Annotated in this window: 21 protein-coding genes; 14 read left to right on the forward strand and 7 right to left on the reverse strand. The window is 67.1% G+C overall.

The features are described 5' to 3' along the window. The 4 genes from DQG15_RS09175 to DQG15_RS09190 all read right to left on the reverse strand — a co-directional run bounded on the left by DQG15_RS09175 (position 1) and on the right by DQG15_RS09190 (position 3,380). A complete protein-coding gene (locus tag DQG15_RS09175; protein ID WP_116084600.1) occupies positions 1-1,308 on the reverse strand; it encodes a TRAP transporter large permease in 1,308 nt (435 codons plus the stop codon). Then, positions 1,305-1,754 (reverse strand): TRAP transporter small permease, encoded by a 450-nt coding sequence (locus tag DQG15_RS09180; protein ID WP_116084601.1) that lies wholly within the window; start codon positions 1,752-1,754, stop codon positions 1,305-1,307. The genes DQG15_RS09175 and DQG15_RS09180 overlap by 4 nt, the downstream gene beginning before the upstream one ends. Beyond that, complete coding sequence (locus DQG15_RS09185; RefSeq protein WP_232830777.1) at positions 1,754-2,782, reverse strand: TRAP transporter substrate-binding protein; 1,029 nt, start codon at positions 2,780-2,782, stop codon at positions 1,754-1,756. The genes DQG15_RS09180 and DQG15_RS09185 overlap by 1 nt, the downstream gene beginning before the upstream one ends. 121 nt (positions 2,783-2,903) lie before the next feature. Then, a complete protein-coding gene (locus tag DQG15_RS09190) occupies positions 2,904-3,380 on the reverse strand; it encodes a MarR family winged helix-turn-helix transcriptional regulator (protein ID WP_116084603.1) in 477 nt (158 codons plus the stop codon). 81 nt (positions 3,381-3,461) lie between these two features. Between DQG15_RS09190 and hmgA the strand changes: the two genes are divergently transcribed. The 6 genes from hmgA to maiA all read left to right on the forward strand — a co-directional run bounded on the left by hmgA (position 3,462) and on the right by maiA (position 9,657). Continuing rightward, positions 3,462-4,823, forward strand: a complete 1,362-nt coding sequence (gene hmgA, locus DQG15_RS09195; protein WP_116084605.1) for a homogentisate 1,2-dioxygenase — start codon at positions 3,462-3,464, stop codon at positions 4,821-4,823. A 110-nt stretch (positions 4,824-4,933) separates the two neighbouring features. Then, positions 4,934-6,157 carry a fumarylacetoacetase gene (gene fahA, locus DQG15_RS09200; RefSeq protein ID WP_116084606.1) on the forward strand — a complete coding sequence of 408 codons (1,224 nt, stop codon included), beginning with the start codon at positions 4,934-4,936 and terminating at the stop codon, positions 6,155-6,157. A 20-nt stretch (positions 6,158-6,177) separates the two neighbouring features. Continuing rightward, positions 6,178-7,128 (forward strand): MBL fold metallo-hydrolase, encoded by a 951-nt coding sequence (locus DQG15_RS09205; protein ID WP_116084608.1) that lies wholly within the window; start codon positions 6,178-6,180, stop codon positions 7,126-7,128. Between the two features lie 62 nt (positions 7,129-7,190). Next, positions 7,191-8,795, forward strand: a complete 1,605-nt coding sequence (locus DQG15_RS09210) for an FAD-dependent oxidoreductase (RefSeq protein WP_116084763.1) — start codon at positions 7,191-7,193, stop codon at positions 8,793-8,795. Then, positions 8,792-8,980: a DUF2783 domain-containing protein gene (locus DQG15_RS09215; protein WP_116084609.1), complete on the forward strand. Its 189-nt coding sequence runs from the start codon at positions 8,792-8,794 to the stop codon at positions 8,978-8,980. Before DQG15_RS09210 ends, DQG15_RS09215 begins: the two co-directional genes overlap by 4 nt. Next, a complete protein-coding gene (gene maiA, locus DQG15_RS09220) occupies positions 8,977-9,657 on the forward strand; it encodes a maleylacetoacetate isomerase (RefSeq protein WP_116084611.1) in 681 nt (226 codons plus the stop codon). Before DQG15_RS09215 ends, maiA begins: the two co-directional genes overlap by 4 nt. On the opposite strand, the gene DQG15_RS09225 is transcribed toward maiA, so the two are convergent. Then, positions 9,624-10,349: a GntR family transcriptional regulator gene (locus DQG15_RS09225; RefSeq protein ID WP_232830778.1), complete on the reverse strand. Its 726-nt coding sequence runs from the start codon at positions 10,347-10,349 to the stop codon at positions 9,624-9,626. The genes maiA and DQG15_RS09225 overlap by 34 nt on opposite strands. 122 nt (positions 10,350-10,471) lie before the next feature. Between DQG15_RS09225 and dctP the strand changes: the two genes are divergently transcribed. The 6 genes from dctP (at position 10,472) to DQG15_RS09250 (ending at position 16,094) form a co-directional block, all read left to right on the forward strand. Beyond that, positions 10,472-11,503 carry a TRAP transporter substrate-binding protein DctP gene (dctP, locus tag DQG15_RS09230; protein ID WP_232830779.1) on the forward strand — a complete coding sequence of 344 codons (1,032 nt, stop codon included), beginning with the start codon at positions 10,472-10,474 and terminating at the stop codon, positions 11,501-11,503. A 70-nt stretch (positions 11,504-11,573) separates the two neighbouring features. Next, positions 11,574-12,095, forward strand: coding sequence for a TRAP transporter small permease subunit (locus tag DQG15_RS09235; protein ID WP_116084615.1), 522 nt, complete (start codon positions 11,574-11,576; stop codon positions 12,093-12,095). Then, positions 12,085-13,401 carry a TRAP transporter large permease subunit gene (locus DQG15_RS09240; protein WP_116084617.1) on the forward strand — a complete coding sequence of 439 codons (1,317 nt, stop codon included), beginning with the start codon at positions 12,085-12,087 and terminating at the stop codon, positions 13,399-13,401. Before DQG15_RS09235 ends, DQG15_RS09240 begins: the two co-directional genes overlap by 11 nt. A 14-nt stretch (positions 13,402-13,415) precedes the next feature. After that, positions 13,416-13,583, forward strand: a complete 168-nt coding sequence (locus tag DQG15_RS18395) for a hypothetical protein (RefSeq protein ID WP_198665115.1) — start codon at positions 13,416-13,418, stop codon at positions 13,581-13,583. 4 nt (positions 13,584-13,587) lie between these two features. Next, positions 13,588-15,321: an L-arabinonate dehydratase gene (araD, locus tag DQG15_RS09245; RefSeq protein ID WP_116084618.1), complete on the forward strand. Its 1,734-nt coding sequence runs from the start codon at positions 13,588-13,590 to the stop codon at positions 15,319-15,321. A 62-nt stretch (positions 15,322-15,383) separates the two neighbouring features. Further along, entirely contained in the window at positions 15,384-16,094 is a 711-nt protein-coding gene (locus DQG15_RS09250) for a ribonuclease activity regulator RraA (protein ID WP_116084765.1), read from the forward strand. A gap of 128 nt (positions 16,095-16,222) precedes the next feature. Here DQG15_RS09250 and DQG15_RS09255 read toward each other — a convergent pair whose 3' ends face one another. Continuing rightward, on the reverse strand, positions 16,223-17,200 hold the full coding sequence (locus DQG15_RS09255; protein ID WP_116084620.1) for a DUF1775 domain-containing protein: 978 nt from the start codon (positions 17,198-17,200) through the stop codon (positions 16,223-16,225). A gap of 95 nt (positions 17,201-17,295) precedes the next feature. Next, entirely contained in the window at positions 17,296-17,670 is a 375-nt protein-coding gene (locus DQG15_RS09260; RefSeq protein WP_116084622.1) for a hypothetical protein, read from the reverse strand. 181 nt (positions 17,671-17,851) lie between these two features. Here DQG15_RS09260 and DQG15_RS09265 point away from each other — a divergent pair, with 181 nt between their 5' ends. After that, a complete protein-coding gene (locus tag DQG15_RS09265) occupies positions 17,852-18,580 on the forward strand; it encodes a DUF533 domain-containing protein (RefSeq protein ID WP_116084624.1) in 729 nt (242 codons plus the stop codon). Positions 18,581-18,723: 143 nt separating this feature from the next. Next, positions 18,724-19,638 (forward strand): lipid A-modifier LpxR family protein, encoded by a 915-nt coding sequence (locus tag DQG15_RS09270; protein ID WP_116084625.1) that lies wholly within the window; start codon positions 18,724-18,726, stop codon positions 19,636-19,638. The last annotated feature ends 21 nt before the right edge of the window (positions 19,639-19,659 follow it).

The raw sequence follows: 19,659 nt of genomic DNA on the forward strand, positions 1-19,659 counted from the left end.
TCAGAGCAGCGCGAGCGAGAACCACGGGATGAAGATCAGGATCGCGAGCCGCACGAGGTCCGCGATCCAGAACGGCAGCACCCCACGGAATACCGTCATCAGCTCGATATCAGGAATGACGGAGCGCATGACGAAGACGTTCATCCCCACCGGCGGCGTGATCAGGCTGATCTCGGTCACCACGACCACGACGATGGCGAACCAGATCAGAACGTCGTCCGGATTTCCCAGCAACCCACCTCCGAAATCGAGCTGCTGCACGACGGGGTAGAACACCGGCACCGTCAGAAGGATCATCGAGAGGCTCTCGAAGACGCAGCCCATCACCAAGTAGATCGCCACCATCGCCCCGATCACGAGCCAGGGCGACAGGTCGAGCTCGTAGATCAGATCCACCAGCGCCATCGGCAGGCCTGCGAAGTTGATGAAGGTGGAGAAGATTTCCGCACCGATGATGATGGCGAAGATCATCGCCGTCGCGAGAACCGTCTCGCGAAGGGCCGTTCGGAAGCCCGCCCAGTCGAGGCCGCGGATCGCCACGGCGAGGAGGACAGCGAAGAGCGCGCCCATGCCGCCCGCCTCGATGGGGGTGAAGACGCCGCCGTAGATGCCGCCCATAATGAAGATGAAGAGCGCGAGCGTTCCCAGAACGCCCACCGTGTCCCGCCGGGACATCGGAACGACCTCCGAAACGTCCGGCGCGCGGGACGGATCGAGGCGCACGGTGACCATCACGGCAACGAGGTAGAGCAGGACGCCGAGCGCGCCGGGCAGAAGGCCCGCGATGAAGAGGTCCCCGATATCGCTCTCGGTCAGCAGTCCGTAGATGATGAGGATGACGGAGGGCGGGATCAGGATGCCGAGCGTGCCGCCCGCCGCGATGGCGCCCGAGGCGAGACTGTCGTCGTAGCCGTATTTCCGCATCGGCGGCAGCGCCACGCGGCTCATCGTGGCGGCGGTGGCGAGCGAGGATCCGGAGACCGCAGAGAAACCTCCGCAGCTGATCACCGTGGCCAGAGCCAGCCCGCCGCGCATCCGGCCGAAGATCCGGTCGGCTCCGGCGAAGAGACCCTGCGCGATGCCGGACTGCGCCAGCACATTGCCCATGAAGATGAAGAGCGGCAGGACGGAGAGGGTATAGCTCATTCCCGTCTCGAAGACCGTCGTGCCGATCATCGCGCCAGCGGCCTCGATATTGCGCAGGAGCGCGAAGCCGGCCCCGCCGACCAGCGCCATGGCGAACCCGATGGGCACCCGCGCGAAGACGAGCGCGAGGAGGATCCCTATCCCGATCAGGCTTTCGGTCATGCCCGTATCGCCCGGACGAGGCCGAACAGCGCCGCCGCGACACATCCGGCCGCGCCGAAGAAAGAGACCGGCGCGAACGGGATGCCCAGGGAGATCGAGCGCGACCCGACTGCGGCCTGTTGCAGACCGTGCAGCACCAGCCGCCACGCGAAGACCATCAGGACGCAGAACGCCACCGCCGCGCCGATCCACAGCAGGGCCCGGCGCGCTTTCGGCGAAAGGAAGCTGTCGAACAGGTCGACCTCGACGTGCCCGCCCGAACGGCTGACGAGCGGCAGGGCCGCGAAGACCAGGGCGGCGAGAAGCAGTTCGGTCATCTCGAACGCCCCCGGCAGCGGCCTGTCGAAGAGATACCGCCCGATCACGTCCATCCCGGTCACGGTCATCAGCGCGACGAGAAGCAGGCCCGAGACAATCTCGAGCCCGCTAACGAGATGGCGCATCATCAGTTCGCAGGACCTTCGACGCCGGTCATCTCGCGCAGGCGCGCGAGCGCGGCGAGGCCGTCCTGACCCTCGGGGAGGCTGTCCGCCCAGTCCTCTTCCGCCTGCGACGCGACCTCCCTGATCGCGGCGAGGACCTCCTCGTTCGCGGGGCTCGTCTCGATGCCGGCCTCCTCGATCTCCGCTTCGGCGGCGGTATCGGCATCGTTCCATGCCGTTCCGACGCGCTCGGCGAAGGCGAGACCGGAAATGCCCTCTATCGCCTCCTGATCCTCCGCGGAGATCCCGTCCCACGCGTCCTCGTTCATCACGAGGAACCATGTCGTGTTGTACATGCCGCCCGGGACGGTCGTCGTATAGGCGATGTCGTCCGTGAGGTTGAAGGCGGTCAGCGCTTCCTTGGTGAAGGTCGCACCGTCGATCACGCCGCGGGACAGCTGCTCGTAGACCTCGGTGGAGGAAGTGAAGATCGGCGTCGCGCCGAGACCTTCCATCAGCGTGGCGGTGTAGCCGCCCGGCACACGGATCTTTAGCCCCTCGAAGTCGGCCGGCGTCTCGATCGCGCGCCGGCCGTTATGGAAGGCGCCGGGCCCATGGGTGAAGAGGCCGAGGATGTGGGTGCCCTCGTGGTCTTCGGCGGCCCCGAGATCCTCGGTATAGACGGTGTAGAACGCCTCGGACAGGCTGACGGCATCGTCACCGATGAAGGAGAACTGCCCCACTTCGCTCGCATCGAAGCGGTCGTCCTGGCTGAACGAGTGCAGGCCGTAGGTGATGTCCGCCACGCCGTCGCGGGCCATGTCGAAGTGGGCAGGCGGCGCGCCGAGAGGGGAGGCGAGCACGCGCACGGTGACGCGGCTGTCCGTCACCTCGGCGACCTCTTCGGCCCAGGGCTTCATCGCGTTCACCACGATCGGATGGCGCGGCGGCAGCCAGCTCGACATGACGAGCTCGGTCTCCTGCGCGGCGGCGGTCCCGCCAAGCATGGCGAGGGTTGCAGCAGCCGTCAGGCCACGGACGTAGACACTCATTCTGATCCTCCCGGAAAGATTGTTTCTCATGCCGGTCTGTCCGGACGACGCGGTACCGAAGGGCTTTCCCGGCCTCCCGCCGCCGACCGGCGCGGCCCCCTCCTCCGGAGCCGCCGGCTGTTTATTGGTATTCGTCTTGTTTGTAACCATCAATCGCCGGCTCCACCCCCTTGCCGAACCCGGCGAGGCGCTGGAGGCAGTCGATCAGCACCGCGCGCTCGCCCGCAGAAAGGTTCGCGGTCAGCCGCGTGTCATGGGCCTCGGCGACGACGACGAGATCGTCGAAGGCGCGTCGGCCCTGCGCGGAAAGCGTCAGCGTCTCGCGCCTGCGATCGGCCGAATCCTCCCGCCGGGTGACGAACCGCTTCGCTTCCAGTGCCGCGACAGCCCTGCTGATCTTCGTCTTGTGCATCTTCGCGCGGCGCCCGATCTCCGCCGCCGTCATGTCGCCGTAGCGGCCGAGGTGGAACAGCACGCGCCATTCCGTCCGCAGCATGCCGTAGCGGTCCTTGTAGACGCGGGAGAAGCCGAGGCTGGTCTCCTCCGCGGCCTGGTTGAGCAGGTAGGGCAGAAACGTACGCAGGTCGAACTCGGACATGGGCGCTCCTCGGGAACTCTCTTGTTGGTTACAAATACAACCATTACCCCTGAGAGCAACCTTTCGACCGGGGGAGCCACGATGAACGATCAGACGCGCCTGTCGGGCCTGCTCCAGGCCACCACGCCGCAGGGCACGACGGCGGGCTACATGCCAGGCTTCGGCAACGACTTCGAGACGGAGGCGCTTCCGGGCGCCCTGCCCCAGGGCATGAACTCGCCGCAGAAGGTGAATTACGGCCTCTATGGCGAGCAGCTTTCGGGCACTGCCTTCACCGCGCCGAGCCACCAGAACGAGCGGACGTGGTGCTATCGCATCCGGCCTTCGGTCAAGCACCAGGGCCGCTACAAGCGGATCGACCTGCCCTACTGGAAGACCGCGCCGCACATTCCGCAGGACGTGACCTCCCTCGGTCAGTACCGCTGGGATCCCGTCCCCCATTCGGACGAGGCCCTGACCTGGCTGACGGGAATGCGCACGATGACCACGGCGGGGGACGTGAACGTCGCGACCGGCATGTCGGCGCATATCTACCTCGTCACGGCCTCCATGGAGGACGAGTATTTCTACTCCGCCGACGGCGAGCTTCTCGTCGTGCCCCAGGAAGGACGCCTGCGCTTCGCCACCGAGCTCGGCATCATCGACGTCGCCCCGCAGGAGATCGCGATCCTGCCGCGCGGGCTGGTCTACCGCGTCGAGGTGCTCGAAGGGCCGGCACGCGGCTTCGTCTGCGAGAATTACGGTCAGAAGTTCGACCTGCCGGGCCGCGGGCCGATCGGCGCCAACTGCATGGCCAACCGGCGGGACTTCAAGACGCCGGTCGCCGCCTTCGAAGACCGCGAGGTACCGTCCACCATGACGGTCAAATGGTGCGGTCAGTTCCACCGCTCCGAGATCCCGCATTCCCCGCTCGACGTGGTGGCCTGGCACGGCAATTACGCACCGGTGAAGTATGACCTGAAGACCTACTGTCCGGTGGGCGCGATCCTGTTCGACCATCCGGACCCGTCCATCTTCACGGTGCTGACCGCGCCGTCCGGCGTCGAAGGGACCGCGAACATCGATTTCGTCCTCTTCCGGGAGCGATGGATGGTGATGGAGGACACGTTCCGCCCGCCCTGGTACCACAGGAACGTCATGTCCGAGATGATGGGCAACATCTATGGCCAGTACGACGCCAAGCCCCAGGGCTTCGTTCCGGGCGGCATGAGCCTGCACAATTGCATGCTGCCCCACGGGCCCGACCGGGAGGCGTTCGAGAAGGCGTCGAACGCCGAGCTCGGCCCCGACAAGCTGGACGACACGATGTCCTTCATGTTCGAGACCCGCTTCCCGCAGCACCTGACCGAATTCGCCGCGAAGGAGGCTCCATTGCAGGACGACTATGTCGATTGCTGGGACGGGCTCGAGAAGCATTTCGACGGAACGCCGGGCAGGAAATGACCGCCCTCGTCCTTCTGATCGTCCTTTCCGCGGGATGATCCGGGCAGGCGCCGCCTTCGCGCGGACGCCCTGGGACGAGTGGGACGAAGACGATTGAAAGGACCGCCTCCATGCTGAACCGCTCCTGGGTCGAGAGCGCCAACGCCCCCGACACCGACTTTCCGCTGAACAATCTGCCTTACGGCGTCTTCGAGATTGGCGGTGAGGCGCGCTGCGGCATCGCCATCGGGGACATGATCCTCGATGCCGCGGCCGCCGAGACGGCCGGCCTGACGGGAACCGAGGGGCGGTGCCAGGACGCGGTCTGGAATCCGCTGATGGCGGACGGGCCGAAGGCCTGGGCGGCGTTCCGTGCGCGGCTGACAGACCTCCTCGCCGAAGGGTCGGATGCGCGGAAGGCGGTGGAGCCGCTGCTGGTACCGATGGCGGAGGCGCAGATGCACCTGCCCTTCACCGTTGCGGAATATACCGATTTCTATGCCAGCCGGCATCACGCGACCAATGTCGGCACGATGTTCCGCGGGCCTGAGAACGCATTGCCGCCGAACTGGCTGCATATCCCGATCGGCTATAACGGACGCGCCTCCACCGTCGTCGTCTCCGGAACGGACGTCAGGCGTCCCCTTGGGCAGACCAGGGCGAAGGAGGCGGATGCGCCGTCCTTCGGGCCCTGCCGGCGGCTCGATATCGAGCTGGAGATGGGCGCCATCGTCGGGACGCCGTCGGCAATGGGCGAGCCGGTCACCACCGCGCAGGCGCAGGAGATGATCTTCGGCTACGTCCTTCTGAATGACTGGTCCGCGCGGGATATCCAGGCCTGGGAGTACCAGCCCCTCGGGCCGTTCCAGTCCAAGGCCTTCGCCACGTCGATCAGTCCCTGGATCGTCACGCGGGCGGCGCTTGCGCCCTTCGCGGTGGACGGGCCGCCGCGGGAGAAGGACCTCCTGCCCTACCTCCATGCCGACTTCCCGGACGGGTACGACGTGTCCCTGTCGGTCGAGATGAACGGGCACGAGATCAGCCGCACCAACATGCGCGAACTCTACTACTCCGCCGCGCAACAGCTTGCGCATCACGCCGTCTCGGGCTGCGCCATGCGCACGGGCGATCTGCTGGGCTCGGGCACCATCTCCGGGCCGGATGCGTCCGGCTACGGCTCGCTTCTGGAACTGACCTGGGGCGGCGAGAGGCCGCTCGACATCGGCGGGTCCCCCCGGACCTTCATCGAGGACGGCGACACACTGACCTTGCGGGGGCACGCGCAAGGCGACGGCTACCGCGTGGGCTTCGGCGCATGCACCGGCACGGTCCTGCCCGCCCCCGATTTTCCCTGACAGACTAAGAAGGAGGCCACATGGCCAAGGCATTCGCATCCGCCGGAGACATGGCGGACAAGGAGATCAGCTTCACCGAGGTCGGCGACGGGCTCTGGGCCTTCACCGCCGAGGGCGATCCGAATTCCGGCGTCATCATCGGCGACGATGCCGTGATGATCGTCGAGGCGCAGGCCACACCGCGACTGGCGAACCTCGTCATCGAGAAGGTCCGCGAGGTGACCGACAAGCCGATCACGCATCTTGCGCTCACCCATTACCACGCCGTCCGGGTTCTCGGCGCGTCGGCGTATGGGGCGCGCGAGATCATCATGTCCGACGTCGCACAGAGCATGGTGGCCGAGCGCGGGCAGGAAGACTGGGACAGCGAGTTCGACCGGTTTCCACGTCTCTTCCAGGGCCACGAGAGCATTCCGGGGCTGACCTGGGCCACGACGACGTTCTCGGACCGCATGTCCGTCTATCTCGGCAAGCGCCGCGTGGACCTGATGAAGGTCGGTCGGGCGCATACGGCGGGGGACATCGTGATCCACGTGCCGGACCAGAACGTCATGTTCACCGGCGACATCGTCGAATACCACTCCGCCTGCTATTGCGGCGACGGGCATTATACCGACTGGCCCCAGACGCTGGACAACATCCGCGCCTTCGATCTCGACGCGATCGCGCCGGGCCGGGGGGCTGCGCTCGTCGGCCGGGACAAGGTGAACGCCGCCCTCGACAGCACCGCCGATTTCGTGACCTCGACCTTCGACGCGGTGCGCCGCGTGGCCATGCGCGGCGGCTCGCTTCAGGACGCGATGGCCCATGTCCGCGAGGTCTGCGATCCGAAGTTCGCCGACTACGCGATCTACGAGCATTGCCTGCCGTTCAACGTCGCCCGTGCCTACGACGAGGCGCGCGGCATCGACACGCCCCGCGTCTGGACCGCGGCGCGGGACAAGGAGATGTGGGAGGCCCTTCAGGGCTGAGACGCCGGCCGCGCGGGCCGCGGGAGGAGACGGGCCGCGCGCTTATGGGGGAGGAGGACGACATGCTGGATGACCGGTATTCGGTGGCCCACCGGCTCTATCCGTACGCGAGGAGCGCGGACCAGGCGGCGGGCGCGGCCGCGCATTACCCGGCCGTGGTGATCGGCGGCGGGCCCGTCGGCCTTGCCACGGCCCTCGATCTCGCCCTGAAGGGCGTACGGGTGCTGGTGCTGGACGATCACGAGGGCGTCGGCGAAGGCAGCCGGGCGATCTGCTTCTCGAAGCGCACGCTGGAGATCTGCGACCGCCTCGGCTGCGGCGATGCGATGGTGGACAAGGGCGTGGTGTGGAACGTCGGCAAGGTGCTCCATGGCGAGGATCTCGTCTTCGAGTTCGACCTGCTGCCAGAGGGCGGACATCGCCGGCCCGCCTTCATCAACCTCCAGCAACCCTACTTCGAACGATTTCTCGTCGACCGTCTGCGGCAGGCGGAGGCGGAGGGCGCGCCCATCGAGATCCGCGGGAAGAACCGCGTGGACTCCCTGACGGAGGAGGACGGCGCGGCCCGGCTCCGGATCGCGACACCCGACGGGCCCTACGAGATCACGGCGGACTGGGTGCTGGCCTGCGACGGAGCCGGATCCCCCACCCGAAAGGCGCTGGGGCTTGAATTCGAGGGCAAGGTTTTCAGGGACAGCTTCCTCATCGCGGACGTGCGCATGAAGGCGGAGTTCCCGGTGGAGCGGCGCTTCTGGTTCGAGCCGCCGTTCCGGGGTGCCGGAGATTCGGCACTCCTGCACAAGCAGCCGGACGACATATGGCGGATCGATTTCCAGATCGGCTGGGACGTGGACCGCGAGGTGGAACTGAAGGAGGAGCGCATCCGCGCCCGGATCGACCAGATGCTGCCGGACATCGAATACGAGCTGGTCTGGACGTCGATCTACACCTTCCAGTGCCGCCGGATGCGATCGTTCCGGCATGGCCGGGTGATCTTCGTCGGGGACAGCGCGCACCAGGTGTCGCCCTTCGGCGCGCGGGGCGCCAACGGGGGGGTTCAGGATGCGGACAATCTCGGCTGGAAGCTCGCCATGGTGCTGCGCGGAGAGGCGCCGGAAGCGCTGCTCGGAACCTACGATACCGAGCGCTGCCATGCCACGGACGAGAACATCCGCGCCTCCACCCGGTCCACCGACTTCATCACACCAAAGTCGGAGGTAAGCCGGCTCTTTCGGAACGCCGTGCTGCACCTCTCCCGGGATCATGATTTCGCGAGGCCCTTCGTCAATTCCGGACGCCTGTCGCAACCGAGCGTCTACGACGTCAGCCCGCTGAACAGTGAGGACGGGCTGCCGGACGGGCCGGCCGGGGCGCGGCCGGGCGCCCCCTGCCCCGATGCCCCGATCGGGCATGGGTACCTCCTCGGCGCGTTCGGCCCCGGCTTCACGCTTCTGGCCATCGGGCAGGCTGCGCCGGACATCGGCGACGTGCGGAGGCTGGAGATCATCGAGGTGCCGCCGGAGGTTCGGGAGCGCTATCTCGGCGGGCAGTCCCGCGCGCTCTACCTGATCCGCCCGGACCAGCATGTCGCCGCCCGCTGGGAGAGTGCCGAGCCCGAGACGATACGGGCGGCCCTCGACCGCGCTACAGGGAGGGAGCTGGCATGAGTGCGCTTGTCACCACCCGCAACCTGGCCCGCCCGGACGATGCCTATGACCTGCTTCTGACCGCCCATGACGGGCTGACGAAGGAGGAGAGCGACGCGCTGAACGCCCGGCTTATCCTGACCCTCTTCAACCATGTCGGCGATCTGGATGTCATCCGGGAGGCCATCGCGGTCGCCCGCGCATGAGCGCCGTACTCCACGATTACTGGCGATCGAGCGCGTCCTATCGGGTCCGCATCGCGCTGAACCTTGCCGGGATCGCCTACGAGACGGTGCAGGTCGACCTGTCGGCCAACGCTCAGCGCTCAAGGGACCACCTATCGCGAAATCCGCAGGGCTTCGTGCCGGTGCTGGAGATCGACGGGCTGCGCCTGACCCAGTCCCTCGCCATCGTGGAGTATCTCAGCGAGACGCGGGGACTGGGCCTCGTTCCCGCCGATGCACCGGGGCGCGCCCGTGTGCGGGCCATCGCGCTTGCCATCGCGGCGGACACGCATCCCGTCTGCAATCTCTCGGTTCTGGAGGAGGTTCTCCGGCACGGGCCGGCGGAAGACCACGAGCCAAGGCGCGTCCACTGGATGCGGCACTTCATCCGACGCGGCCTCGTTGCGGTAGAGGCCCTTCTGGAGGGGCCCCGAACCGGGCGGTTCTGTAATGGAAACGCCGTGAGCCTCGCCGATATCTGCCTCGTGCCGCAGGTCTACAATGCGGAGCGATGGGGTGCGCCGATCGCGGATCTGCCGCGCATCGCCCGCATCGCCGGCGCCGTCCGGGAGCTGGACGCTGTGCGCGCCGTCGCGCCGGAGGCCGTCCGCCCGGCTCCGGAGCCTCAGGGGGCGGGCGGGATGCCCGTGCGGAAGTAATCGGGATGCGCAGCGACGATCTGATCGGCGAGTGCCAGCGTCTCGCCGAGGTGATGGCGGACGGCGCCCATCGTCTCCTCCCTGTCCTGCGCGGCGAGGCCCGCGACGATCTGGCGGTGCGAGACGAGGATGCGCTCAATCTTGCCGGGGTCTGGCAGGTTCAGCTTGCGCAGCCGGTCGATATGCCCCGAGCGCTCGACGACCAGATCCCAGAGCGCGTCCTTGCCGATGGCGGTGAAAAGCGTGCGGTGGAACCGGGCGTCCTCCTGCGTGAAACGCGTCATGTCGGAGGCGCTCGCGGCAGCCTCCATCTCGTCCACGATCCCCTTCAGCGCCTCGATCGGCGCCCGGTCCGGCTGCTCGCACAGCGTCCGCGCCACCTCCAGCTCGAGTGACAGGCGCAGGAACTGCGTCTCCCGCGCATGGTCGACGTCGATCAGGGAGACCAGCGTCCGTGCCTGGGGAAAGATCCGGAGCAGGCCCTCGGCCTCGAGGCGCAGCATCGCATCCCGGATCGGCGTCTGGCTGACCTCGTAATACGCGGCGAGATCGGTGCGGGAGAGGCTCTGCCCCGGCTCCAGTTCGAGCGACACGATCCGCTGCCGCAGCAGCTCCCTGATCTGATCGCTGACCGATGCCCTGCGGGGAATCGGGGCTCGGGCGCTGATATGTGTCGTGGTCTCGAAACTCACTGGGAGAGGCTTCCGCTGGGGACGAAGGTGTTGGCGCGCCCATGAAATCATGAATATTGACGACACGTAACTAATATTTTAGCGTATCAGAGCGTCTCAACAGCGGCGCATCAGGGAGGAAGATGACAATGATTACCCGCAGCATCCTGCTCGCCGGAACGGCGCTTTTCGCAGCAACGGGGGCTTTCGCGCAGGACCTCAACATCCAGACGTCGTTCAACGCCGGCGACTTCTCGACGGAGTACCTGACCGAGGAGTGGCTGCCCGAGCTCGAGGAGCGCTCGGATGGCCGGATCACGATCACCCTGACGCCGAACGGCTCGGTCGTGCCGGCCCGCGAAACGCCCGAAGCCGTCGCGGCCGGCGTGATCGACGGGGATTTCACCTCGGTGAACTATTTCTCCGGCCTCGAACCCGCCTACGCGATCATGGGAGACCTCATCTCCGGCTACGAGACGCCCCAGCAGATGCTGGACTTCTGCCGCGAGGGCGGCGGCGAGGCGATGATGCAGAAGGCGGCGGACGAGGTGACCGGCGGCGAGGTCCACGTGGTCGCCTGCGGTCCCTACTCGCGCGAGGCGCTCGTCGCCAACGTGCCGATCCGCACCTACGATGATCTGGCCGGCAAGAAGATCCGCTCCCCCGAGGGCCTCGCCGCCTCCGTGTTCCAGGCCGCCGGCGCCTCCCCGATCTCCATCCCGTTCTCCGAGGTCTTCGGCGCGCTGGAGAAGGGCATCGTCGACGCCGCCGACGCCTCCGCCTACGTCAACAACGACGCCACCGGCCTTCACGACGTCGCCCCCTACCCGCTCTATCCCGGCATCCACTCCATGCCCTCGATGCAGTTCACCGTGAGCGAGCGCATCTGGGAGGACATGTCCGCCGAGGATCAGGAGCTGCTGCGGACATGGTGGTACGACGCGATGTACGCCATGGCCGAGGAAGTCGGCAAACAGGACCAGGAACTGGCCGAACGGGACGATGCGAGCGAGGAGATCGAGGTCATCGACTGGTCCGACGAGGATCGCATGAAGCTCCGCGAGACCGCGCGAACCCAGTGGGAGGAGTTCGCGAAGAAGTCCGACCTCGCCCAGGAGGCGCTCGACGCGCACCTCGCCTATCTCACCGAGATCGGGCTGCTCGAGGCAGAGTAAGTCGTTCCCGCCGCGTCGCCTTTTCCCCGGCGGCGCGGCCCCTCCTCATCGCCATAGGAAGCCCGCGCCCATGTCCCGCATCCTGGCGCGCTACGCCGACATCATGGACCGCATCAGCGTGTTCATCGGCCATAGCTGCGCGACCCTGATCTTTGCCTGCATCGGCGTCTCGGCTCTCGAGGTCGTCATGCGCTACGGCTTCGACAATCCGACAATCTGGTCCACCGAACTTGCGATGACGCTCTGCGCCGCGGCCTGGGTGCTCTCCGTCGGTTATGTCACGGAACGCAGCCGGCACATTTCGATCACCATGATGGAGCTGATCGTCGGGGACCGCGTCTGGCGGATCTTCCGGCTCATTCAGATGATCGTCTCGGCGGGGGCCATCTTCGTGCTGACCCTCGCGCTCTGGAATCCCGCGATCCGCGCCATCGAGCGCATGGAGCATACCGGCACGGCGCTGAACTCCATCCAGCCGGTGATCCTGAAGACCGCGATCGTCGCGGGCTGCATCCTCTACATCCTGCAGCTTCTCGCCAACATCATCCGCTGGGTTCAGGCCACCGAAGGGGAGCTCGCCCGTGGGCATTGAATACATCACCCTTCTGATCGTCCTGTCGCTCCTGGCGCTGATGGCGATCGGCATCCCGCTCGGCATCACGACGCTGACCGTCTCGCTGGCGACCGCCATCCTCTACTTCGGCGAGCGTGCGGGCTTCTTCATCGTCGCTGCGAATGTCAGCGAGGTCCTGCACAAGTACGAACTGATCGCGGTGCCGTTCTTCGTCTTCATGGCAAACGTGCTCGAACGATCGGGGATCGCCGAAAGCCTCTTCAACTCGATGGCCATCGCCGGAGGGCGCTTCCGCGGCTCCGTCGGGGTTCAGACATGCATCGTCGCCGTCCTTCTGGCCGCGATGTCCGGCATCATGGGCGGCGAGATCGTCATGCTCGGCCTGATCGCCCTGCCCCAGATGATGCGTCTCGGCTACGACCGGAAGCTCTCCATCGGCATCATCTGCGCCGCGGGGGCCCTGGCTACGCTCATCCCGCCCTCGGTCGTGCTGATCGTCTACGGCCTCGCCGCGCAGGTCTCGATCACCAACCTCTTCATGGCGTCCGCCGTGCCGGGACTGATCCTCGCCTCGCTCTACATCACCTACATCCTGATCCGCGTCCGGATCACGCCGTCCATGGCGCCAATCTACGACATTCCCGAAACCGGGGAGCCGTTCTTCCGGCGGATGCGCCACCTCAAGGGCGTGATCCTGCCCGGCATCCTGATCGGTTCGGTCCTCGGCGTCATCTATTCGGGCATCGCCACGGTCACCGAAGCGGCGGCCATCGGCGCTGTCGGCGCGCTCGTCGTCGCCGCGGCGCGGGGGGAGCTGAACTGGATCATGGCGCGGGACGCGATGCGCCAGACGGTTCTCACCGTCGGCTCCATCATCTGGCTCGTCCTCGGCGCGGTCTCCCTCATCGGGATCTACAACCGGATCGGCGGCGGCGAATTCCTTCGCGGCATCCTGACCGGTCTCGATATCGCGCCGATCATGGTCATCGTCGTCATGATGCTCATCGTGATGGTGCTCGGCACCTTCCTCGAATGGATCGCGATCATCTTCATCACCGTGCCTATCTTCGCGCCCGTGGTCGAGGATCTCGGCTTCGACCCGGTGTGGTTCGGGGTTCTCTTCGCGATGAACATCCAGATGTACTACCTGTCCCCGCCCTTCGGACCTGCCTGCTTCTTCCTGAAATCCGTGGCGCCGAAGGAGATAGAATTGCAGGAGATCTTCCTCGCCGTGCTGCCCTTCATCGCGCTGCAGGCGGTCGGTCTGTTCCTCGTACTGTTCTTCCCGCAAATCGCCATGTGGCTGCCCAACCTGCTGAACTGAGGAGGGAAAACGTCATGACACCCGACCACGATCTCACCCGGGGCGACGAGGATATCGACCCACGCGCCTTCGAGCGGCGGGAGAAGGATCCGCGGGAGCCGAGCTTCGGCTCCTGGCCCGAACTCGCCGGCCTCGTCTTCGCGATCCTGCTGACCTGGCTCATCTTCGCATTCGTGGAGTAGACGGATGACCCGCAAGACCAAGGACCAGCTGCGCTCCGCGCGCTGGTTCGCTCCCGACGACCTCCGCAGCTTCGGCCATCGCAGCCGCCTGATGCAGCTCGGCTACGGCGAGGAGGATTTCATGGGCAAGCCGCTCATCGGCATCCTCAACACCTGGTCCGAGATCAATTCGTGCCACAGCCACTTCCGCGAGCGGGCGCAGGACGTGAAGCGCGGCGTCCTCCAGGCGGGGGGGTTCGCGCTCGAGATGCCGGCCCTGTCGGTGGACGAGAGCTTCACCAAACCGACCTCGATGCTCTACCGCAACATGCTCGCGATGGAGACCGAGGAGATGATCCGCTCCCACCCGTTCGACGGCGTGGTGCTGATGGGCGGTTGCGACAAGACCACCCCCGGCCTCGTCATGGGCGCGATCACCGCTGGCATCCCGATGATCTACCTGCCGGCCGGGCCGATGCTGCGCGGGCACTACGCGGGCCGCATCCTCGGCTCCGGCTCCGATGCCTGGAAGTTCTGGGACGAGCGGCGCGCCGGAAAGATCACGGACGCCGAGTGGCTCGGCGTCCAGGGCGGGATCGCGCGGTCCGCCGGAACATGCATGACCATGGGCACCGCCTCCACCATGACGGCCATCGCCGACGCGATGGGCCTGACCCTGCCCGGTGCCTCCTCGATCCCGGCCCCCGATGCGGGCCACCAGCGCATGTCCGCGGAGTGCGGACGGCGGATAGTGGACATGGTCTGGGAGGACCTTGGCCCCGAGCGGATCATCACCGACGGCGCGGTCCGCAATGCCGCCATCGTCGCCATGGCCACCGGATGCTCGACGAATGCCGTCGTCCACCTCATCGCCATGGCCCGCCGCGCCGGCGTCGATTTCACGCTCGACGATCTGGACGAACTCGGCCGCACGACCCCGCTCATCGCGAATGTCCGCCCCTCGGGGCAGGACTACCTGATGGAGGACTTCTTCTATGCCGGCGGCCTGCGCGCCCTGATGAAACGGCTCGAGGACCGGCTCGATACATCCTGCCTCACCGTCACCGGCCGCACGATGGGGGAGAACCTCGAAGGCGCCGAGGTCTACAATGACGACGTGATCCGGCCGCTGTCGAACCCCGTCTACAAGGAAGGATCGCTTGCAGTCCTGCGCGGCAACCTCGCGCCCTCCGGCGCCGTCATCAAACCCGCCGCCTGCGATCCGAAGTTCCACGTCCACGAAGGCCCGGCGCTCGTCTTCGACAGCTACCCGGAAATGAAGGAGGCGGTGAACGACCCCGATCTCGACGTCACCCCGGACCACGTCATGGTGCTGCGCAATGCAGGTCCTCTCGGCGGTCCCGGCTTTCCCGAATGGGGGATGCTGCCGATCCCGACAGCTCTCGTGAAGCAGGGCCACAGGGACATGCTGCGGATCTCGGATGCGCGCATGTCCGGCACCTCCTACGGCGCCTGCGTGCTCCATGTCGCCCCCGAAAGCTATGTGGGCGGGCCGCTGGCCCTTCTGCAGACGGGAGACATCGTCAGGCTCGATCTTCCGAACCGCCGTCTCGACATGCTGGTGGAGGAAGACGAGCTGGAACGCCGCCGCGCCGCCTGGGTCCGGCCAGACCCCCGCTTTCAGCGCGGCTGGGGCTGGATGTTCTCCAACCACGTGACCCAGGCCGATACCGGCTGCGACTTCGACTACCTCGAGCGCGGCCACGGCCCGGCCGCGGGCGAGCCCGATATCTTCTGATGGACAAAGCGTCCGCCCACCCCGCCGACCCCCATAGAGCCGAAGGACCCGCCGTGAGCGATCTGACAGAAGCCACCCGCACCAAACTGACGAACGTCTCCGTCGCAACGCTTGCCACGGCCCTCTACAAGCGCGGCCTGCGCAACCAGGTGATCCAGGGCGTCCACCCCGTCGCCCCGAAGGGCCGCAACATGGTCGGTCCGGCCTTCACCCTGCGCTACATGCCTGCGCGGGAGGATCGCAACGAGCTCTCCGTCTTCCGCAATCCCGATCATCCCCAGCGGGTCGCCATCGAAACCTGCCCCGAGGGGCATGTCCTCGTGATGGACAGCCGCAAGGATGCGCGCGCGGCCTCCGCCGGGGATATCCTGATCACGCGGCTGATGGTGCGCGGGGGCGCCGGTGTGGTGTCGGATGGCGGCTTCAGGGATGCCGCGACGATCGGCGGGCTCGAGATTCCCGCCTACCATTCCCGCCCCTCCAGCCCCACCAACCTCGTCCTCCACGAGGCCATCGACATCAACGTGCCCATCGGCTGTGGCGATGTCGCGGTGTTTCCGGGGGACGTCGTGGTCGGAGACGACGACTGCGTCATCGTGATTCCAGCCCACATGGCCGACGAGGTGGCGGATGAGGCGGTCGAGATGACGGCCTACGAGGATTTCGTGACCGAGCAGGTGAAGGGCGGCGAGACCATCATCGGCCTCTACCCGCGCACGAAGGACGAGCACCTGGCGAGCTTCGAGGCCTGGCGGGCAAAGAACGGCCGCTGATATTGCGCCGGGATCACCCTCGGCAGGTGCGGCCATTCCCCGGACTGCGTGATCGCGGCCCCTTGGGGGCCGTGACCGGGTGATGAATTGCCGGAGCCGGGGGTTACTCCCCGGACCGGACGTGACTCTCAGTGGTGCGTGTGCTCGCCGTGTCCGTCATGGCCGCCGCGCTGGCGGGAGACGATCGGCAGGGTCAGGGTGACGTCGCCGGCCTCCTCGAAGGTCAGCGTGACTTCGGCGCTCTCGCCTTCGGACAGGGGGCCTTCGAGGTCCATCAGCATGATGTGAAGGCCGCCCGGCTCCAGCGTCACGGTCTCTCCCGCGGGGATGGAGAGGCCACCCTCCACTTCACGCATCCGCATCACGTCTCCGTCCATGCTCATCTCGTGCACCTCGCCGCGCCGCGAGACCGACGAGCTGACGGAGATCAGGACGTCATCCGTCTCGCCGGTGTTCGCGACGGTCATGTAGCCGCCCGCGACGGGCTGGTTCGGCGCGGTGGCCTGAAGGCTCGCGCCGGTGATACGCAGATCCCCGACCGAAGCGGCATCTCCTTCCGCGGCGCCATGGCTGTGACCGTGATGCCCATGATCGTCTTCGCCCGCGACCAGGGTGAGGAACGGAGCGGGGTTCGGCACGTCGTGTCCTGAGCCGCCCGTGTCGGTCCAGTCCGCCGTGCCCGTCGCGCAGGTCTGCACCGCCGGGAAGTACATCGCCTTGCCCGCGGCCTCGTCCGGCCCGACCGTGCCGCGCAGGGTGAACTCGTCGTAATACGCATCGGGCAGATCGCCGCCCGACCAGGTGACGACCCGGACGCCCTCCGTCATTTCGGTGCCGTGGTTATTGAAGGGCACGTCATAGGCACCGGTTTCGGTCGAGAGGCTCCAGCCCGCCTTCGGCATGGGTTTGACGTTGTAGAACCCGTCAGGGATCTCGATGCGCACGTCGTTGGTGGCCTCACCGTCGCAGCCATGCGGCACGCGGAGGGTGATCTTGGTGGTAGAGCCGATGGCGGCCTCGCTCTGCTCGAGCGTGGCGTGCGCGAACGCGGCGCCGGACATCAGGGAAAGGGCCGCAGAGGCGGCAAGAGTGGTCTTGGCAAACATGTCTGTCTCCGAAAAAGCGGATCGGCGCGGGGTTCGTCCCGCACCAGGTTCGGGATGACCCGGAGCCCGTTGATCGGGCGGGGCCTCTGGGAAGATCAGACGTGGCGGGGCGGCCCGCGGGCGGAGACATGTGCGCCAAGATGCTGCGGGCCGCGCAAGAGATCGCGCCCCCGCGCCGCCTCGTCCGCCCAGGCCAATCGATGCGCGGCAAAGGGGCCTTCGAGGCGCGGCGGATGGGGCACCTTGTGGCAGAACGGGCAGTCATGGTCATGGGCCGCACCGGCGTGACCGCCATGATCCTCGTGGTCCTCGCAGATCGTCAGGACGTCCGCCCCGAAGGTCTGCAGCGCCATCTGCCGCTCGATTGCCTTGCCGTCCGGCGCCATCTGCACGGCCGAGACGACGCTCATGCTCGCCAGGAGCAGGGCGACGAGACCGGCGGTGAAGATGCGGGCGGCGGCACGGATCATGACCGGAGGTGTCGCCGCGGATGACGCGCCTGTCAAAGTGCATCTCTGTCGCACCTCCCTTTCTGCCGCTGCCGAGGCCGCCCGGTGCTCCGGAACGACAGCGGACCCTCAGTGTTGGGAGGCGACAGGCAGGGCGCGGGCCGGATCGGCGGCAGCGGGATCTGCAGACGGGGAGACAACCATGAGCATGAAACGCATTCTCGGCACGATGCTGGCCACACGGATGGCCGGTCGCGGGCGGAGCCGGGGAGCCCTCGGCTCCGCGGCCGCGCTCGGGCTGTTCGGTGCGCGGCGGCGCAAGCGGGGCGGCCTCGGCGGCAAGCTCGGCCTCGCCGCCCTCGGTTACATGGCTTACCAGGCCTACAAGGACAGCCAGTCGAAGCGGCCGCAAACCGCCGGTCACACCGCATCCTCCGGCTCGGGCGGCGGACTGATCGACAAGCTCCGGGACACGGCGAACGACTTCCTCGCCGGCGGCGCATCGGCTGCGGGCGGCGGAGCCCATGGGTATGGCGATGTCGATCCCCAGGACATGAGCGAGGGCGAAGCGGCGGCCGAGCGGTTCAGCGAGGACGAGGCCCTCCTGATGATCCGCGCCATGGTCACCGCCGCCTATGCCGACGGCGCGCTCTCGCAGGACGAGAGGGGCAGGATCATGCGGGCCATCGAGGATGCGGACGCGACGCCGCAGGACCGGCAGATCATGGAGCGCGAAATCGCCAATCCAAAGCCTCTCGACGCGCTTCTGGCGGAGGTGAACGATGCCGAGACCGCCGGAGAGTTCTATCTGGCGTCCCGCGCAGCCATCGACGGCGACAGCCCGGCGGACCGCGCCTACCTCGCCGATCTGCGCCGCCGGCTGAACCTGTCTGAGGAGGAGGCCATCGAGGCCGACGAGATCGCCTCCTGACGGGTCCGCACGCCTACAGCGTGGCACGGACGTCGCAGAGAGGCGTTGAACCGCGCGGGAGTTCAGATTCATTAGCGCATCGTTAGGGTTTTTCGGGCTAGGACCACCCAACTTGATCTCTCGCGTCCAGCAAGGCCCCTGTCATGCCCGCATCGTTTTCCGTCGGCCTCGTCGGGTGTGCGCTCGCCTGTGTCATGGCGCTGGCGGGGGGCACGGCGCGGGCCGACTATGCCGGATCCGCCCGCCTCTTCGTCAACGACACCTATGGCGACGGTCACGACCGGTGGAATACCGGCTCCTACCAGGGATCGTATTTCTTCAGCGACGCGCCGGATGCCGGCAGCACGCTGGAGCTCAGGGGGCGCGGCGAAATCGTCACCCCCTGGGCCCCATCCCTGCAGGAAGGCGGCGATCGCCCCTACTCGACCCTCCTCGGCTTCGGCGCGTTCCTGCATCGTGACGTCGGCCCGGTCGAGACCCGGATCGGCGGTGAGATTGCGCTCAGGGGCGACAGCACCGGCCTTCCCGAACTGCAGGCCCGGGCGCACCGGTTCTTCGACTACGATGGCTACGACCCGGAGACGCGGGACGATCCGCACCTGCCGGACAGGGGCGTGATGAGTCTGGAGGGCGAAGTGGCACACACGTTCGTCCTCGGCGGCGCGGCAATGGTGCGCCCCTATGCCGAGGCGCGCTACGGCGACGACACGCGGGCCTCCCTCGGCGCCGACATCGTCATCGGGGGAGGACAGGATGCCCCCGTCTGGACCCGGGACGTGGTGACGGGACAGCTCATGACCTACGACCTTCCGAAGGAGCGCGGCTTCAACTTGGGCCTCGTGCTCGGCGGGGACATCCAGCGAGTCACCGGGTCCGCGCATCTGCCGGACGGATACGGCGTGACCCTCGAGGAAAGCCAGTCGCGGGTCAGGATCGGACTTGGGGCCACGTACGGCGATGCCCACATCTTCGTCGGGCAGACGCGCCTGTCGCGACAGTTCGAGGAGCAGTCCGAGCCGCAGCGCGTGGGAATGATCTCGATCGGCCTCGGGTTCTGACGCGCCGCCGGACGACCTCGC

It is taken from the genome of Tropicimonas sp. IMCC34011 (assembly GCF_003390865.1).
Taxonomy (GTDB): Bacteria; Pseudomonadota; Alphaproteobacteria; order Rhodobacterales; family Rhodobacteraceae; genus Tropicimonas_B.

Coding starts and splice junctions, on each gene's coding strand:
- DQG15_RS09175 (WP_116084600.1), bottom strand. CDS start 1,308: ATGACCGAAAGCCTGATCGGGATAGGGATCCTCCTCGCGCTCGTCTTC.
- DQG15_RS09270 (WP_116084625.1), top strand. CDS start 18,724: ATGCCCGCATCGTTTTCCGTCGGCCTCGTCGGGTGTGCGCTCGCCTGT.
- DQG15_RS09260 (WP_116084622.1), bottom strand. CDS start 17,670: ATGATCCGTGCCGCCGCCCGCATCTTCACCGCCGGTCTCGTCGCCCTG.
- DQG15_RS09185 (WP_232830777.1), bottom strand. CDS start 2,782: ATGAGTGTCTACGTCCGTGGCCTGACGGCTGCTGCAACCCTCGCCATG.
- araD (WP_116084618.1), top strand. CDS start 13,588: ATGACCCGCAAGACCAAGGACCAGCTGCGCTCCGCGCGCTGGTTCGCT.
- dctP (WP_232830779.1), top strand. CDS start 10,472: ATGACAATGATTACCCGCAGCATCCTGCTCGCCGGAACGGCGCTTTTC.
- DQG15_RS09235 (WP_116084615.1), top strand. CDS start 11,574: ATGTCCCGCATCCTGGCGCGCTACGCCGACATCATGGACCGCATCAGC.
- DQG15_RS09180 (WP_116084601.1), bottom strand. CDS start 1,754: ATGATGCGCCATCTCGTTAGCGGGCTCGAGATTGTCTCGGGCCTGCTT.
- maiA (WP_116084611.1), top strand. CDS start 8,977: ATGAGCGCCGTACTCCACGATTACTGGCGATCGAGCGCGTCCTATCGG.
- DQG15_RS09215 (WP_116084609.1), top strand. CDS start 8,792: ATGAGTGCGCTTGTCACCACCCGCAACCTGGCCCGCCCGGACGATGCC.
- DQG15_RS18395 (WP_198665115.1), top strand. CDS start 13,416: ATGACACCCGACCACGATCTCACCCGGGGCGACGAGGATATCGACCCA.
- hmgA (WP_116084605.1), top strand. CDS start 3,462: ATGAACGATCAGACGCGCCTGTCGGGCCTGCTCCAGGCCACCACGCCG.
- DQG15_RS09205 (WP_116084608.1), top strand. CDS start 6,178: ATGGCCAAGGCATTCGCATCCGCCGGAGACATGGCGGACAAGGAGATC.
- fahA (WP_116084606.1), top strand. CDS start 4,934: ATGCTGAACCGCTCCTGGGTCGAGAGCGCCAACGCCCCCGACACCGAC.
- DQG15_RS09255 (WP_116084620.1), bottom strand. CDS start 17,200: ATGTTTGCCAAGACCACTCTTGCCGCCTCTGCGGCCCTTTCCCTGATG.
- DQG15_RS09210 (WP_116084763.1), top strand. CDS start 7,191: ATGCTGGATGACCGGTATTCGGTGGCCCACCGGCTCTATCCGTACGCG.
- DQG15_RS09265 (WP_116084624.1), top strand. CDS start 17,852: ATGAGCATGAAACGCATTCTCGGCACGATGCTGGCCACACGGATGGCC.
- DQG15_RS09190 (WP_116084603.1), bottom strand. CDS start 3,380: ATGTCCGAGTTCGACCTGCGTACGTTTCTGCCCTACCTGCTCAACCAG.